Source organism: Oribacterium sp. WCC10, assembly GCF_900113415.1.
Taxonomy (GTDB): domain Bacteria; phylum Bacillota; class Clostridia; order Lachnospirales; family Lachnospiraceae; genus Oribacterium.
This window is the reverse complement of sequence record NZ_FOPH01000002.1, coordinates 64908-79784: the sequence shown is the minus strand read 5'-3', so window position 1 is coordinate 79784 and position 14877 is coordinate 64908. Positions and strand designations below refer to the sequence as shown.

General features: G+C 39.8%; 12 protein-coding genes. 5 read left to right on the top strand and 7 right to left on the bottom strand.

All coding sequences use genetic code 11. The annotated features are described in order from the left end of the window. Window positions 1-308: 308 nt before the first annotated feature. Window positions 309-911: an alpha/beta hydrolase gene (locus BM294_RS01690; protein WP_175494414.1), complete on the bottom strand. Its 603-nt coding sequence runs from the start codon at window positions 909-911 to the stop codon at window positions 309-311. 131 nt (window positions 912-1042) lie between these two features. Continuing rightward, the gene (locus tag BM294_RS01685) at window positions 1043-2263 is read right to left on the bottom strand and encodes a class I SAM-dependent rRNA methyltransferase (RefSeq protein WP_175494412.1); all 1221 of its coding nucleotides are present in this window, start codon (window positions 2261-2263) and stop codon (window positions 1043-1045) included. A gap of 225 nt (window positions 2264-2488) precedes the next feature. Between BM294_RS01685 and BM294_RS01680 the strand changes: the two genes are divergently transcribed. Continuing rightward, complete coding sequence (locus tag BM294_RS01680) at window positions 2489-3304, top strand: PHP domain-containing protein (RefSeq protein WP_091204301.1); 816 nt, start codon at window positions 2489-2491, stop codon at window positions 3302-3304. 296 nt (window positions 3305-3600) lie between these two features. Here the strand turns inward: BM294_RS01680 and rpiB are convergent, their stop codons facing one another. Next, on the bottom strand, window positions 3601-4068 hold the full coding sequence (gene rpiB, locus BM294_RS01675) for a ribose 5-phosphate isomerase B (RefSeq protein ID WP_091204297.1): 468 nt from the start codon (window positions 4066-4068) through the stop codon (window positions 3601-3603). Window positions 4069-4411: 343 nt separating this feature from the next. Here rpiB and BM294_RS01670 point away from each other — a divergent pair, with 343 nt between their 5' ends. Beyond that, a complete protein-coding gene (locus tag BM294_RS01670) occupies window positions 4412-4654 on the top strand; it encodes a polya polymerase (protein ID WP_091204295.1) in 243 nt (80 codons plus the stop codon). A 96-nt stretch (window positions 4655-4750) separates the two neighbouring features. On the opposite strand, the gene BM294_RS01665 is transcribed toward BM294_RS01670, so the two are convergent. Both BM294_RS01665 and BM294_RS01660 read right to left on the bottom strand, forming a co-directional pair. Next, window positions 4751-6226, bottom strand: a complete 1476-nt coding sequence (locus tag BM294_RS01665; RefSeq protein ID WP_091204293.1) for a substrate-binding domain-containing protein — start codon at window positions 6224-6226, stop codon at window positions 4751-4753. 131 nt (window positions 6227-6357) lie between these two features. After that, a complete protein-coding gene (locus BM294_RS01660) occupies window positions 6358-7794 on the bottom strand; it encodes a uracil-xanthine permease family protein (RefSeq protein WP_091204291.1) in 1437 nt (478 codons plus the stop codon). A 378-nt stretch (window positions 7795-8172) separates the two neighbouring features. On the opposite strand from BM294_RS01660, the gene BM294_RS01655 reads away from it, so the two are divergent. Beyond that, window positions 8173-9069, top strand: a complete 897-nt coding sequence (locus BM294_RS01655) for a LysR family transcriptional regulator (protein ID WP_091204289.1) — start codon at window positions 8173-8175, stop codon at window positions 9067-9069. A gap of 211 nt (window positions 9070-9280) precedes the next feature. Here BM294_RS01655 and BM294_RS01650 read toward each other — a convergent pair whose 3' ends face one another. Next, entirely contained in the window at window positions 9281-10384 is a 1104-nt protein-coding gene (locus BM294_RS01650; protein ID WP_091204287.1) for a DUF5722 domain-containing protein, read from the bottom strand. Between the two features lie 305 nt (window positions 10385-10689). Here BM294_RS01650 and BM294_RS01645 point away from each other — a divergent pair, with 305 nt between their 5' ends. Next, the gene (locus BM294_RS01645) at window positions 10690-12327 is read left to right on the top strand and encodes an ABC-F family ATP-binding cassette domain-containing protein (RefSeq protein WP_091204285.1); all 1638 of its coding nucleotides are present in this window, start codon (window positions 10690-10692) and stop codon (window positions 12325-12327) included. 416 nt (window positions 12328-12743) lie between these two features. On the opposite strand, the gene BM294_RS01640 is transcribed toward BM294_RS01645, so the two are convergent. Beyond that, a complete protein-coding gene (locus BM294_RS01640) occupies window positions 12744-13718 on the bottom strand; it encodes a GDSL-type esterase/lipase family protein (RefSeq protein ID WP_091204283.1) in 975 nt (324 codons plus the stop codon). A 181-nt stretch (window positions 13719-13899) separates the two neighbouring features. Here BM294_RS01640 and BM294_RS01635 point away from each other — a divergent pair, with 181 nt between their 5' ends. After that, window positions 13900-14799, top strand: a complete 900-nt coding sequence (locus BM294_RS01635) for an SGNH/GDSL hydrolase family protein (protein WP_091204282.1) — start codon at window positions 13900-13902, stop codon at window positions 14797-14799. The last annotated feature ends 78 nt before the right edge of the window (window positions 14800-14877 follow it).

The following is a 14877-nucleotide window of genomic DNA, read 5'->3' as shown; positions in this document are numbered from 1 at the left end:
CAACATTGGAATCAGTAAATCCGGAAAATGCATCTGATATAGTTGAAACACCGGTTAAAACAAGTAGTGCGCATGCCAGAAGCGGCGGAGCCCCAAATGAAAACTTATCCGATACAATCATAACGATCATCAGTACCACTATTGCAAGCGCAATAAACATTTGTATTGTCATATTTTCCTCCCTTACTGGGCTCATTAAAGAATATTTATTACTTTCATAAATCAACCTTTAAAAAGGTAATCTTAAAATGAGCGGATATTTTCTATAATGTTTTTATCTTCCTGATAGACTTTTAATTTAATTTTCATCATTTGTTCAAAAGAAACTTTATGTATTCTTCCGCTTCTTTTATAGCCTGTTTTGGTTCTTCGACATATGCTCTATGCGTAAATCCGTGTGCACAATTCGTGAACTGATGATATATAACAGGAACATTGGACTTCATAAGATTCATGGCCATCTGTTCACATCCGAAACGAAGCGGATCCAGTTCTCCCGGCATAAGAAATATCGATGGCGTATTCTTAAGATCTTCAATAGAAGCATGTACAGGACAGGCAATAGAATCATTCAGATCACCACCTTCACTGAAGTAAGAATACCCATATACATCACTTGTGGTACTAAGACTTATGTCTCCTGTATCTAATCCCTTTGTCCTGAAATCAAGTCCCGGATAGAATGCGATAACTCCAAGATATGAAAATTCCCTTCTCCTGTTGCAAAGTATCATCATATCTATGGCCATGCAGGCTCCGGCACTGAATCCACCAAATATGACCTTTTTCGAATCAATATTGTAACGTTCAGACTCTTCAAGAATAGTCTTTATTACCTCGTAGGAAGCATTAACGCCATATAGAGTTATTAAAGGCCCCTGATAAATCGCCAAATTAAATAAAAGTGCCAAACCTGGTGTAACACCATGTTTGGCACTTTTATCATTTGTCACATATAACGGATAAAACAGCTGACACCGGAATAAATCCATATCAGCTGTTTTATTCACTTTAATTCATTCAGTCTTTCCTGCTCAATCTATCACTTCTCGTCACACACCTGGAAGATGTAGAACTTGAGATAATAACTGTTCTCGTCCTTTGCCCAAAGGATCGGATGATCCGAACACTGAGTGCGATACTCTACCTGGCGGAGACGACGATGAACAGAGTTTGCTGCCTCTGCGATAGTCTTTGTAAAAAGCTCCGGTGTCATGAAGTGGCTGCAGCTGCATGTCGCAAGATATCCACCATCCTTTACAAGCTTGATTCCCTGCATGTTTATCTCCCTGTAACCGCGAATAGCAGCCTTTGTAGCTTCTCTTGATTTTGTAAATGCCGGCGGATCAAGGATAACCACATCGTACTTCTCACCTTTCTTATTCAGCTTAGGCAACTCATCCAGCACATCGGCGGTACGGAAGTGTACCGTATCGGAAAGCCCGTTTCTCTCAGCATTGGCAGTAGCCTGCTGCACTGCAAGTTCAGAGATGTCGAGACCCTCAACAGATGCCGCACCTGCGATTCCCGCATTAAGAGCAAAAGTTCCCATATGCGTGAAACAATCCAAAACCTTCTTTCCCTTACAAAGCTTCTGAATAGAAAGACGATTGTATTTCTGATCAAGGAAAAATCCGGTTTTCTGCCCATTCACAACATCAACCATGTACTTAACACCGTTCTCAGTAATGAGAACATTGGTATCAAACTCAGGACCGATGAAACCTTTGTGTGGCTCCATGCCTTCTTTCTTACGAACCGGAGCATCTGATCTTTCGTAGATTCCTCTTATACTAACGCCATCTTCATTCAAAACCTCAACCAGATCCTCAAGTATCATCTCCTTAAGCCGGTCTATTCCAAGGGCCAGAGACTCAACTACCAGCACATCCTCGTACTTATCTACAGTCAGTCCCGGAAGCCAGTCAGCCTCACCGAAGATGATGCGGCAGGAACCAGTATCTACAACAAGCTTACGGTACTCCCATGCATTCTTTACTCTTTCACGAAGAAACTCTCTGTCGATCGGTTCCTTTCTCCATCTTGAAAGCATTCTAACCCTTATTTTGGAACTGTGATTTATAAATCCGTATCCCATAAAGAAACCATCAAAGTCGAAAACTGTGATTATGTCACCATTCTCATATTCGCCTTCATACCGGTCTATTTCATTATCAAAGATCCAGGCGCCTCCTGCCTTGATGGTACGCCCCTCACCCTTCTTAAGTATTATCTTTCCACTTGAAACCAGTGATTTTCCCATTTAATCCTCCATCTTTGTGCCGAAATAAGCATAATATGGTTTTATGATTCTTGTATCATCATATCATTTGCTTTTGCAATTTAGTACAGATGTGTTATGATTGCAACCGAATTTAATTCAAACGTCAGAATAGCATCACATTTATGTTTGTTTTTCTATTCTGTGTTATATGTTTATTTACGATTTGCTTTTGCATCTCCATTCACTTTTCAGGAGGGATCAGATATGTACGATATAAAATGTGATACCCATACACATACTCTCTATAGCCGACATGCATACTCAACCATTAAGGAAAATGTTGAAGCCGCTTCAGAAGTCGGATTGGAACTTCTTGTTTCCACCGATCATTTTTCAGGTATGCAGTGGACAGATTATAAAAACTCAAAAAACTATCAGTATCTTTTCACATCACCTATGACCTGGCCTGATGTTTGGATGGGTGTCAGACTTCTTTCTGGATGCGAAGCAGATATTGTTGGCCTTAACGGAGAACTTTTCGGGCAGGATATTTCTGTCACAGAATCAATAGTCGGGGATCCATTCAAAGTACCGACTACCCTTTACGAGCATACAACCAAAAACATGGACTATGTCATCGCCAGCATTCATGGAAAATCTTTTACAAAAGATGCCACCAGGAATCAGATGACAGATATGTATATCAAGGCTCTTCAGCAGGAAAAAGTTCTTATCCTCGGTCATATGGGAAGAAGCGGTCTGGATGTGGATTTCAAAGCCATAGCTGAAGCTGCAAAATCTATGAATAAACTTTTGGAAGTAAATGAGCACAGTTTTGATTTCGGAGAAAAGAAAACTGACAGCATTACAAAGAGGCGTTGCAGAGAACTTCTTGAAATCTGTGCAGACATCGGATGTCATGTTTCAATCGCCACAGATGCTCATATCTCAACTCTCATAGGTCATTTTGATGAAACAAAGAAACTTCTTGAAGAAGTACATTTCCCTGAAGGCCTCATTGCGAGCCTCAACAAAAAGACTTTTCTGGAGGCACTTAAAGCTTCCGGTATAAAAAACTGACATAATTAATTCAAAATCTGTTTTTCCCGGATAACTTTGTCACCCCTCGTGAGAGTATCGACATAAGTTAAGGAAACACTGATTAAATCAATGTTTCCTTAGATCGTCCGGCTTCGGGGTTCGTATTTTTAAAGAAGATTGATGCTTCACATCGAAAGTCCGACCAGGGAAACGCTTTAATCAGCATTCCCCTATAAAATAAGCAAAAGAGAGCGATATCCTAATTTCTATCTATGATAGTTATAGGGATATCGCTCTTTTTTACATATAAATATTTATGTTTATTTCAATACTGTTCAATTCTCATCCGCAGCCTTAAGCGCCTGAGTATCCTGAATCTCCATGATCATATTTACACGAGTCTCATGACGTCCGCCCTCAAACCGGGCATTTAACCATGCATCAACAATCTGCTTTGCTGTCTCAATACCTATAACTCTTGCTCCAAAGCAGAGAACATTTGAATTATTATGACGCTTACTCATCTCTGCTGAATACGGCTCGCTACAACAGCATGCTCGTACTCCATCTACCTTATTTGCAGCAAGACTGATACCTACACCTGTACCACAAATTGCAATACCGCCATCTACCTTACCTTCAGCAACCATCTTTCCGACACGATATCCTGAAATGGGATAATTAAAGCTGTCCGTTGAATTAGTTCCTACATCAACGATCTCGATACCCTTTTCCTCAAGGTACTGCTTGATCTCATTCTTCATGTCTAATGCTGCGTGATCATTTCCAATAACTAATTTCATGATTTTTCTCCTACCTTTGGGAACGTCAACCCCTTGAACTTTCGCTTTGCGAAGGGCTGAAGCTGAATGCCGTATTTTCATAAAAAATCCGACATAGATTGAATAGCGGAATTTGCAAGATATTGTTAAAATATAGACAATTCCTTTCTTTGTTTCGCATGAAGTATATCACAATTTTCACATGATTGGCATAAACGTATTCACTGAACTATCGCCAAATACATCAAAGTTAACTGTGTTTTTTCACAAATTTTTACTTGATATTTTATGCAACCTGCCATATTATACTTTACAACTTAAGAACGAAACAGGTTATATATCTATATTATAGGAGGTAAACGTAATGAAACTCGAGAATGTCAATAACGTAGACGGTCTTTTTGAAGTACTTAACAGTTGCAAAGGTACAGTTGAGCTTGTCTCAGCTGAAGGTGACCGAATCAATCTTAAATCAAAACTCAGTCAGATGCTTATGACAGCAAAACTATTTAATAACGCGACTATCAAGGAACTCGAACTTTTTGTATCAGAACCTGAGGATATGAAAAAGGTCGTATCATTCATGATGAGCGACGCCTGTAAATAATACCTATTAAAAAGGGATGCCGCCTTTTGATATACTTGCCTCAATGCAGGACAAACCTACACGTGGATAGCATATCATCTTGTGACATCCCTTTTTTCAATCGATAAGAACCGTAGTCTGAAGATAACCCTTATTTAATATCATTTCTTCGTAGTTCTCTGCAGTGATTACAACAGGCTCAAGTTCTGATGCCTGTACTACAATGCTTCCGTTCTGGTACATTTCCGAATCAGAGACACTAACTTTATTTCCATGGATAACGGCATCCACAAGTTCTGCTCCACGCACGGCATATTCGGTCGGTTCATGAAGCAATGTCATAGACTGTTTTCCCTGAAGTATTCTTTCAAGCGCCTCATCATCACAACCATCTCCGGTTATGACCGGAAAACTTCCGGCATATTCTCCCTGTTCTATAGCTTCAACCATAGCCCTTGAAACTCCGGATGCTATATAGTCATCCGTACAGATAACCGCATCAAGTGTCTTTTTACTGTACACATCTCTTATAAGATTTTTCATTCTCTCATAAGCATCATTTTCTGAGTTATCAAGTGCTGTTACCTGCTCAAGTTCCATCTGACCGGATCCAATGACCAGTGAACCCGCATCTATATAAGGAAACAGTGTTTCCATAAGTCCGGGATATAAGAAAAGTAATGTATCATCCGTTACAGCACCGGTGAATATCTCCACAGTCTTAGGTGCCTGTGCCGTAGCCGTTTCAAGTCCAAGTTCTTTTACTATATACTTTCCTATAACTTCACCGACATGATAATCATCACATCCAAAAAGATAGTTAACTCCATCTGTATTCATGGGGACATGATCAAGAGCAATAACATATATTCCCTGATTCTTTATTTCTGTAAGAAGCTTTCCGTATTCCACAGAATTAACATCTACAGGTGCTGTAAATATCATCCTGGCACCATCTTCCACCATGTCTTTAATATCCGATATCTGCTGCGCTACAGCCTCACTCCTGTCTGTTACAGCTTTCTCTGATACAGCATTCGGCCCGTAGGATGCGTATTTAAACTCGGTATCATATCCGACTGAATTCATTACCTTTCCAAAATACTTTTCAAGAAGCAGCCACTTTTTATCATACTGACTCGGAAATGAAAAACCTATCAGCTCACCGTTCCCTCCTATAACATTTAACCCTTCCACGTCATTCCCCGGAAACGTAGCTTCCACAATATAGGTTTCCCCTGTGGACTCCTCTATAGTCGGTGCTTTTTCAGCCAATGTTGTCTCCTTAACAACATTGAATGCATCTTTAGGCTTAGTCAGTTTTATCTTATGTCCAAACAACAGGTACATAAACATGAACACGCCTGTTCCTATGGCCACTGCACATATAATGAACAAAATCTTATCTATTACTTTTTTTCTGTGTCTTTCTTTCGCTGTATGTTTCTCAGCCAAATTCTGATTAACATTCCTCTTGTTCATTCGAATAGGATTGTACTTCAGACTCTCCCATTGCAGATCAGCATCCTCGGTTTCTTTATTTACTTTTTTTCTGAACTTCCACTTATCTTTTCGAGTATCATCGTTATTCAAAGCATTATCCCACTTTCATATCCCACATACATACTATCGAATAAACTACTCTTACCTAAACCATATCCTAATTATAACAAAAGAGGACAGGATATTGTCCTGTCCTCATAAATACGTAAATATTTTTTTGATTAGTTTTTAGCCTTTTCAGAGCCGTCCTCTACCATATTCCTGGCTCCTGCCTTTTTTGCAAGCTGCCATACAAGAGACTCACCCTGTGCGATTTCAAGATCAACGCCGGTCTTGTTAGGCTCGCTATCCTTGAAATCATAGTTCTTACCCGGAAGAAGTGCATTAAGGATGATACCTACAAGTGAACCTGTTGCTATTCCTGAGAAATTGATGGTCATAGCACCAAGCGGGATGATGATGGCACCGGCTGTTGAGTAGTTAACACCGATTGAAAGAACAAGGATCAAAGCTGCAATAATAACATTTCTCGTCTGTGAGAAATCAACCTTTGTCTCAACTACATTACGGATACCAACTGCAGAAATCATACCGTAAAGAACAAGTGAGATACCTCCTACTGTAGCTGATGGCATAACCTCGATAAGCGCCGCAAACTTAGGGCAGAAGCTCAAGATGATTGCTATGCAGGCCGCAAGACGGATAACCATTGGATCATAAACTTTTGTTAATGTAAGCACACCGGTGTTCTCACCATAAGTTGTATTTGCAGGAGCACCGAAAAGTGAAGCAAAGGCTGTCGCCAAACCGTCACCTGTGAGAGTTCTGTGAAGACCCGGATCCTTGATAAAGTTCTCACCGACTGTTGATGATATTGCAGAAATATCTCCGATATGCTCCATCATTGTCGCAAAAGCGATAGGTACTATTGTAATAACTGATGTAATAAGAAGTGAAGTGTCAAGACTTCCGTCAGTAAAAATTGAGAAAACTGTACGGCTGTAGTTAAGAGGAACACCAAACCACGCTGCATTTCCAACTTCAGTAAAGTCGATAACACCTGTTATTGCAGCTACTGTATAGGACCCTATAACACCGAGAAGAATAGGTATGATCTTAACCATGCCCTTTCCCCAGATGTTGCAGACAACTACAATTACTATAGCTACCAGTGCTATAGGCCAGTTACTTGAGCAGTTCTCAATCGCAGACTTGGAAAGATTGAGACCGATTGCAATAATGATTGGACCTGTAACTACAGGCGGGAAATACTGCATTACTCTTGATTCTCCAAATGCCTTAAATGCAGTTGCAAGAACAAGATATACAAGACCGGCACACGCTACACCAAAACAGGCATATCTGAGAAGCTCAGGTTCTCCGTTTGGAGCTATGGCAGCATAGCCTGCAAGAAATGCAAATGATGATCCCAAAAATGCCGGAACTTTTTTCTTACTTATGAGATGGAACAAAAGTGTTCCAAGACCTGCCCAAAGAAGCGTTGCCGAAACACTCAATCCTGTAAGCAGTGGAACCAAAACCGTGGAACCAAACATAGCAAACATATGCTGGAATCCAAGTATCAACACCTTCCCTGTTCCAAGCTGTCTGGCATCATAGATACCTTCTTCTCCAATCTTTACTTTTTCGTTACTCATCGATTAACCCCTTCCTTGGTTTGTGGAATTCTGTATAAAGAAAAAGCACGCTTAGGAGGAAATACTCCCTCCTTGCGTGCTTCATCGCTATTTATACCGTTCTTATAATGGTTATATACATCTTAAATACAGAATCCCTTACATGATTTTTTACTATTTTATCACCGGATTATTTATCGTCAATACTCAAAATAAAATATATTACTTTTACCAAAAAAACTCTTCATCCATAGCAACAATTGACAAATACTTTATTTCTGTCAAATACTGCTTATATATATCAAAAAATTAATAAAAAAAATTTATTTGTGTAATTGCTTACAATTCTTTTTTTATATATACTGTTCTGTACTTAACCGATATTTGAACGGAGTAAATATGGAGATAAGACAGCTTAATTCATTTGTTAAAATAGTTGAGATGCAAAGCTTCAGTAAAGCGGCAGAAGCTTTGGGATATACACAGGCGGCGGTTACTATCCAGATCCGTCAGCTTGAACAGGAATTCAATACTAAGTTTTTCGATAGAGTAGGCCGACATGTGGTTCTTACTCCGCCGGGACGTGAATTTCTTCAGTATGCCAATGAAATTTTACGAAGGGTTGATGATGTTCATACAGCTCTCGGCAATCCTCAGATGCAGGAGCATAAGCTTCGTATCGGTTCTCTTGAGTCACTTCTCACCTATAAGATACCTAATGTTGTTAAGTATTTCTACGACAACCATCCCGAAATCACTCTTGAGATAAAGACCGGATCACCTAAGGACCTCATCGATATGCTTGAGCACAACCTTATAGACATGGTCTACTTTCTTGACAGAAGAGTCTATGATCCTAATTGGATTAAGATTCTCGAGGAACCTGAACCTATCATCTTTGTGGCAAGTCCGGATCTGGTAATTCCCGGAGAAGATGCAAAAACCGGACAGATTCATATGAGTGATCTCATTAAGATGCCCTTTTTCCTGACTGAGCAGAATTCCAACTACCGTTATGCATTGGAACAGGATCTTGCTGCTGACCGAATGCAGATTCGTCCTTTCTTTGAAACAGGTAATACCGAAGTCATCATCAGACTTGTAAAGGAAAACAACGGAGTCACTTTTCTTCCGGCTTTCTCCGTACAGGAATCCATACGAAACAAGGAACTCCGCGAGATAAAGCCTGTCGACTTCGATATGACCATGTACCGTCAGATCTTTTATCACAAAGACAAGTGGGTAACCGATGAGATGAAGGAATTTGAAAAGCTGGTTAAGAGAGGACTACTCTAATACAACGGATTCTTCGCGATATTATCCAATAGAGTGGTGCTTTTATCAGATTTATCCCAGGTTATACCGTATAGTCCCGATATTTTTTTCTGAATATAAAAAGTCCGTGCAGTCAATCATAACTGCACGGACTTTTGTTTCACTGAATAAATCATTTACACTCAACAAACATAGCAGAATCACTTTCATTTGTAAAAACTTCTTATACTCATTAATTCAGAGCCTGATAGTAGTACCAGGTTTGTTTTCTGCTTGTCGGTGTTTCGGAAATTCCATTCGAATTCCAAAGACCAAAGGCATAGCCCTGTGCTACCTCCGATGGTGCATCCACCAGACGGCTTAAGAGAAATGCTTCCACATAAGGATTTTCCTTTGCCTTCTCCCACGCCTGCATAAGCGCCAAAGCCTGCGCGTCCTCTCCTCTTACAGAGCTGAATCCTTCCTCCGAAAGAATAAGATGGCGTACTGTACCGTTTGGACTAATCATATTCTGCTGCTGCATATAATCAGTAAGAACATGAAGATTCTTCAAATTTACAATTCGCGATTCAGCATCATCTGTTGCAAGAGGAGAAGTATTCATAAAATCCGGATTTGTAAGATCCTGCGGATAGGGGTGCCATGCGATACCGTAATCTGTATCCGCAAGATATATATTAAGCAGATCAAGCACATCACGTGATCCATAGTACATACTTCCACCGTTCTGAGTCCAGTTATAGTCAAACGGTACAAACACACGTGCATCAGGATTGTATGTCTTGATGGCATTGTAAAATATCCGGAAGCTGTCAGCATAAGCTTTCACATAAGTGTTAATATCATCAACTCCCAGGTAGTTCCATTCTCTCTGATTATTTATCTCATTTCCTATAACCCAGTTGGAAACATTATCCTTATATCTGTATGCAAGAGCCTCCGCAACCTGCATGGTTCTTGCAATTCCACCCTCAGTCAGAGTATTGAACTGATAAAGATTTGAAACCGGTGCCTGTACAGGAATTATCTCGTCTCCCGCCTGATAGTCATTCATAACACCCATGGTAACAGTGAGGTCTGCCGCATTATAAGCATTAATAAGCGCATCGTAGCCCTTCATCTGCTGTTCATTCTTCAGAAAACCTGCATTAAACTGAAATATTACCTGTTTGCATCCAAGAGAAACCATATCATCTATCATAGTAACATGAGAAGAATGTATCCCCTTGATGCTCTCAGGCTCATTATAAAATGCAAAGGCAGACATACATGTAGTCATCGACATTAATCCGGTCATTGCCAATGTTGCTATAGTTGATAAAATTCTTGATTTCATATAATTCCTTTCAAAACATCCCTCTATAAATGTAGTATAAATCTTCAATAACTATGATACATTACTATTTAAGACGCAATAGTTTTACATTTTCATATTAAACGTTATTTTTTCGAAAAAATCTTATAAAACCCTAAATACCTTGCTTTTATGCGGTGTCTCGGATATAATTCTTTAGGTTTATGACATTTAAGAGCGGCTTCAATGCCACTCTTTTATTTTTACATACGAATCATCTGTTAATTACCATACCAACACTATAGTTTTTAACAGAATACTTTACAGATACAGAAAAGGAGAAGCGAATGATTGCAGCAAACAATATAACCTTTCGTGTAGGCAAGAAGGCACTGTTTGAAGACGTTAACATCAAGTTTACCGAAGGAAACTGCTACGGCATCATTGGTGCCAACGGTGCAGGTAAGTCAACATTTCTGAAGATTTTGAGCGGCGTTCTTGAGCCTTCAAGCGGTGAGATCACCATGACTCCGGGCCAGCGTTTAAGTGTTCTCGAGCAGGATCAGTTCAAGTATGATGACTGCACAGTTATCGACACTGTTATCCGCGGAAACCAGCGTCTTTACGATATCATGAAGGAAAAAGATGCCATCTATGCAAAACCTGATTTTTCAGATGAAGATGGTATGAGAGCAGCTGAGCTTGAAGCTGAGTTTGCTCAGATGGACGGTTGGAATGCCGAAGCCGATGCAGAGACTATGCTTAACGGTCTAGGAATAGGTACAGATCTCCACTATAAAATGATGAATGAGCTTAAGGGTTCAGAAAAGGTTAAGGTTCTCCTTGCAAAAGCTCTTTTCGGAAATCCTGACATCCTTCTTTTGGACGAGCCCACGAACCACCTTGATCTCAACTCAATCGAGTGGCTCGAGGAGTTCCTTATCAACTTTGAGAACACTGTCATAGTAGTATCCCATGACCGTTATTTCCTCAATAAAGTATGTACAAACATCGCTGATATCGACTACGGTAAGATCACAGTATTCGCCGGAAACTATGACTTCTGGTTCGAGTCTTCACAGCTTATCGTTCGTCAGCAGAAGGAAGCCAACCGTAAGAAGGAAGAGAAGATCAAGGAACTTCAGGAATTCATCCAGCGTTTCTCTGCCAACGCTTCAAAATCCAAGCAGGCAACATCACGTAAGCGTGCCCTTGAGAAGATCGAGCTTGATACCATTAAGCCATCTTCCAGACAGTACCCTTACATTGTATTTAAACCAAACAGAGAGATTGGTAACGACGTACTTGAAGTCAAAAATCTTTCAAAGACCATTAATGGTGTGAAGGTTCTTGATAATATTTCCTTCATCGTTAACCGTGAAGATAAGATTGCTCTTGTCGGTCCTAACGAGCTTGCCAAGACAACTCTCATGCAGATCCTTTCAGGTGAGATGGAGCCTGACAGTGGTGATTACAAGTGGGGCGTAACTACAAGTCAGTCTTACTTCCCTAAGGACAATACTCCTGAATTCAAGTCAGAGGATACAATCGTTGAGTGGCTCACTCAGTACAGCCCTGATAAGGATACCCAGTTTGTCCGTGGCTACCTTGGAAGAATGCTTTTCAAGGGAGATGACGGTCTCAAGAAGGTTAACGTACTTTCCGGAGGAGAGCGCGTAAGATGTATGCTCAGTAAGATGATGATCTCTGGTTCCAATGTTATCATTCTTGACGAGCCTACAGACCACCTTGACATGGAGTCTATCTCTGCTCTCAATGATGGTCTCAAGAACTTCCCTGGCGTTATCATCTTCTCATCCCGTGACCATCAGGTTGTCGAAACAACTGCCAACCGTATCTTCGAGATCATCGACGGTCACCTTATTGATAAGATGACAACATACGACGAATATCTTGCATCAGATGAAGATATCAAGAAGAGATTTACCTTCACTCTTTCAGAGGACGACGCAAGCGATAACTGATAAACCATTGTTTACATCAGAGTAAATCTGTATATTGTAATGTAAAAGTTGAGTGCCACTCCGGCTCTCAACTTTTTTATTTGCATTTTAAATTCAGTTCTCATTTTTCCTGGTATTCAAAAGGGAATATTTAGGATAATTTTTAGTTTTCGACAGTTTTAGTTTGCTCCTGTTAAATCTATCTATTATACTTCCTATTTCAAAAATATTATTACCGGTTATAGAACAACAGTACCGATCAAGCTGATTTTTTCACCGGACCGTTCCCGGAGGATTTCAACTTAATCGGTACTGTTTTGCTTTTTTCATTCTACATACTGTAAAGAACAGTAATCAGATCTAACAGGATAAAAATATATTCGGCCATATATTTGAATCCCCTGTAAAATGCGTTTTAAATTCTACTCCTTTACTTATCAAACATTAAGCTTTTCTAATGCAAATCGTTTCATCTCATTCACCCAATAAATATAATACGGATAATTATAGTGTATCTTTTTATCTATACTCCACTCATCCGGAAGATTGCCTCTTCCATCACTCATTATATCCTGTACATCAATAAAGGACCATCCGTTGGCCTCACATTTTAGCCTCATATTCTCATTAAGGGTACGTACTTTTGAATTATTATATTCTGCATCCTGATTACCCTCTGTCATATATGTCGTACTGATAACTGTTATATCTGTTTCAGGATTTGTGGTCTGAATCTCCTTTAGCAGCAACTCATATTTGTCTGCAGCATATACATCTGCAAGATCCTTATATCCGAAAAAGCTGTAAACATGCTTTGCGCCTATTATAGAAACAGCCTCCGGTAAACGATATCTTTTGCCCTGAAGCATTGGATGAATATTGGAACCGTTATTTGGAAGCAGAGCCTTTGAAATACTGTAGCCGGCAACTGCCAAAGAAGTAAAGTTGTCACTTACAACATCTCCTGCCCCTATAGATAGATTGTATCGCTGAAAATTCTCAGCTATTGAGTCTCCTATGATAACCGAATCCTTGAAGTAGTCAGCAAGCGCACTGATGTCTTCTGCATTAAGGTTATTAACATCTATAACTCTTTTTTCCTCCTGAACTGTCGTAGAATCCTGTATTGCTTCACCGGGATCAGAAAATGAAGTGCTTACCTCTTTTTTGTCCGTACCCAAGGGTTCACCAGATATGCCCACAGAACTGAAAGTTGAGTCATTTTTTGTCATCTGTGTTTCCACGGCATCTTCCGTTGTTTCCGCATTTCCCTGCCCCGGAACCGTCATCTGTGAAGAAATCATGGCAGGATCAACTCCAGACAAAGTAGCTCCCGCAAATGAAGGAAAGCTGACTACGGACGAAATCATCGCGGCAATTCCCACATAATAAATTTTCGAATATTTAACCATATTACTACCCCAAAAACTATAGAATCTATCGCTACTCCCAATTATAAATGCTTTATTTGGATTTTTGTACTTTCAATCTCCTTACGTATCGCCATATATGCTAATATATTTATTCGATTCGCCGATTTATTGTATGATTTAAACAATTTTTCTTTTACCATAAAGAATGTGAGGACGTGTCATGAAAAACTTTTCCAGAAAATATTTTGCTTCAATACTATTGTTGACCGGTGTTATCACGATACAAAGCTTAACCGGCTTCTCAAACAATATAAATTCATCTTTTTCGATTAAATACGATATTTCTGATGCAATTGTTCATTCAGACATTACTCCCTCCTCAGCTGTAGGTGATACAACAGTTTCATCTTTAGTTTCAGGTTCTAATCCGTCTGCCGTTTATTACTACGATGAAATACCAACACTTGCACAGAATGATCTTTTATATCAGTATTTCAAAAATTCTGTAATAGTCGGAGATTCCATTGGGGCGGGATGGGGGATTCAGTGTATCAAAAATTCTACCGATCCTGTAATGGGCAATTTTCAGAGTCTCGCTTTCCCAGGCTTTTGTGTACATTCTGCTTTTGATGCCAGTATCGAAGACGCAGGTACCCCTATGTATAAAGGCGCAAAACGTCCGGTCTGGGAATCATTACAACTAATGGCAGCTGAGCATCCGGGCGAAACAACTCATATTTACCTGCACTTTGGATATAAGGATCAGCAGTGGAAGGATACTCCCGAACTATATGTTCAGCTGATTCAGACTCTTCAACAATATGTTCCGGATTCTGATATAACCATAATTGGTGCAAGCTATATGTATCCGGGCAAAAACGGTGAGCCTTATACCAGTGCTAATATAAAAACTCTTGATCTTGCTATGCAGAATTATGCCAATGCATATGGATGGGGCTTTGTGAATGTTGGAGATCTTCTTGCCGATCAGAACGGTGATCTGAATCCTGCTTACTGCAGTGACAAGTTCATGCATCTCAATGCAAGCGGATATGATATATGGAAAAAAGCTCTTATAGGATATGCTCTCGCAAGAATGACGGCTGCAGGAATCATCTGATTTATTAGATATATTTTTATTTGTCATATGAAGATGAAAATATCAAATGATTTACATTTCCATAATCATGAGCAGCAT

Excerpts from the sequence above, each read along its gene's own strand:
- BM294_RS01640 (WP_091204283.1), bottom strand. The coding sequence starts at position 13,718 with ATGGTTAAATATTCGAAAATTTATTATGTGGGAATTGCCGCGATGATT.
- BM294_RS01645 (WP_091204285.1), top strand. The coding sequence starts at position 10,690 with ATGATTGCAGCAAACAATATAACCTTTCGTGTAGGCAAGAAGGCACTG.
- BM294_RS01660 (WP_091204291.1), bottom strand. The coding sequence starts at position 7,794 with ATGAGTAACGAAAAAGTAAAGATTGGAGAAGAAGGTATCTATGATGCC.
- BM294_RS01635 (WP_091204282.1), top strand. The coding sequence starts at position 13,900 with ATGAAAAACTTTTCCAGAAAATATTTTGCTTCAATACTATTGTTGACC.
- rpiB (WP_091204297.1), bottom strand. The coding sequence starts at position 4,068 with ATGAAATTAGTTATTGGAAATGATCACGCAGCATTAGACATGAAGAAT.
- BM294_RS01680 (WP_091204301.1), top strand. The coding sequence starts at position 2,489 with ATGTACGATATAAAATGTGATACCCATACACATACTCTCTATAGCCGA.
- BM294_RS01670 (WP_091204295.1), top strand. The coding sequence starts at position 4,412 with ATGAAACTCGAGAATGTCAATAACGTAGACGGTCTTTTTGAAGTACTT.
- BM294_RS01685 (WP_175494412.1), bottom strand. The coding sequence starts at position 2,263 with ATGGGAAAATCACTGGTTTCAAGTGGAAAGATAATACTTAAGAAGGGT.
- BM294_RS01650 (WP_091204287.1), bottom strand. The coding sequence starts at position 10,384 with ATGAAATCAAGAATTTTATCAACTATAGCAACATTGGCAATGACCGGA.
- BM294_RS01655 (WP_091204289.1), top strand. The coding sequence starts at position 8,173 with ATGGAGATAAGACAGCTTAATTCATTTGTTAAAATAGTTGAGATGCAA.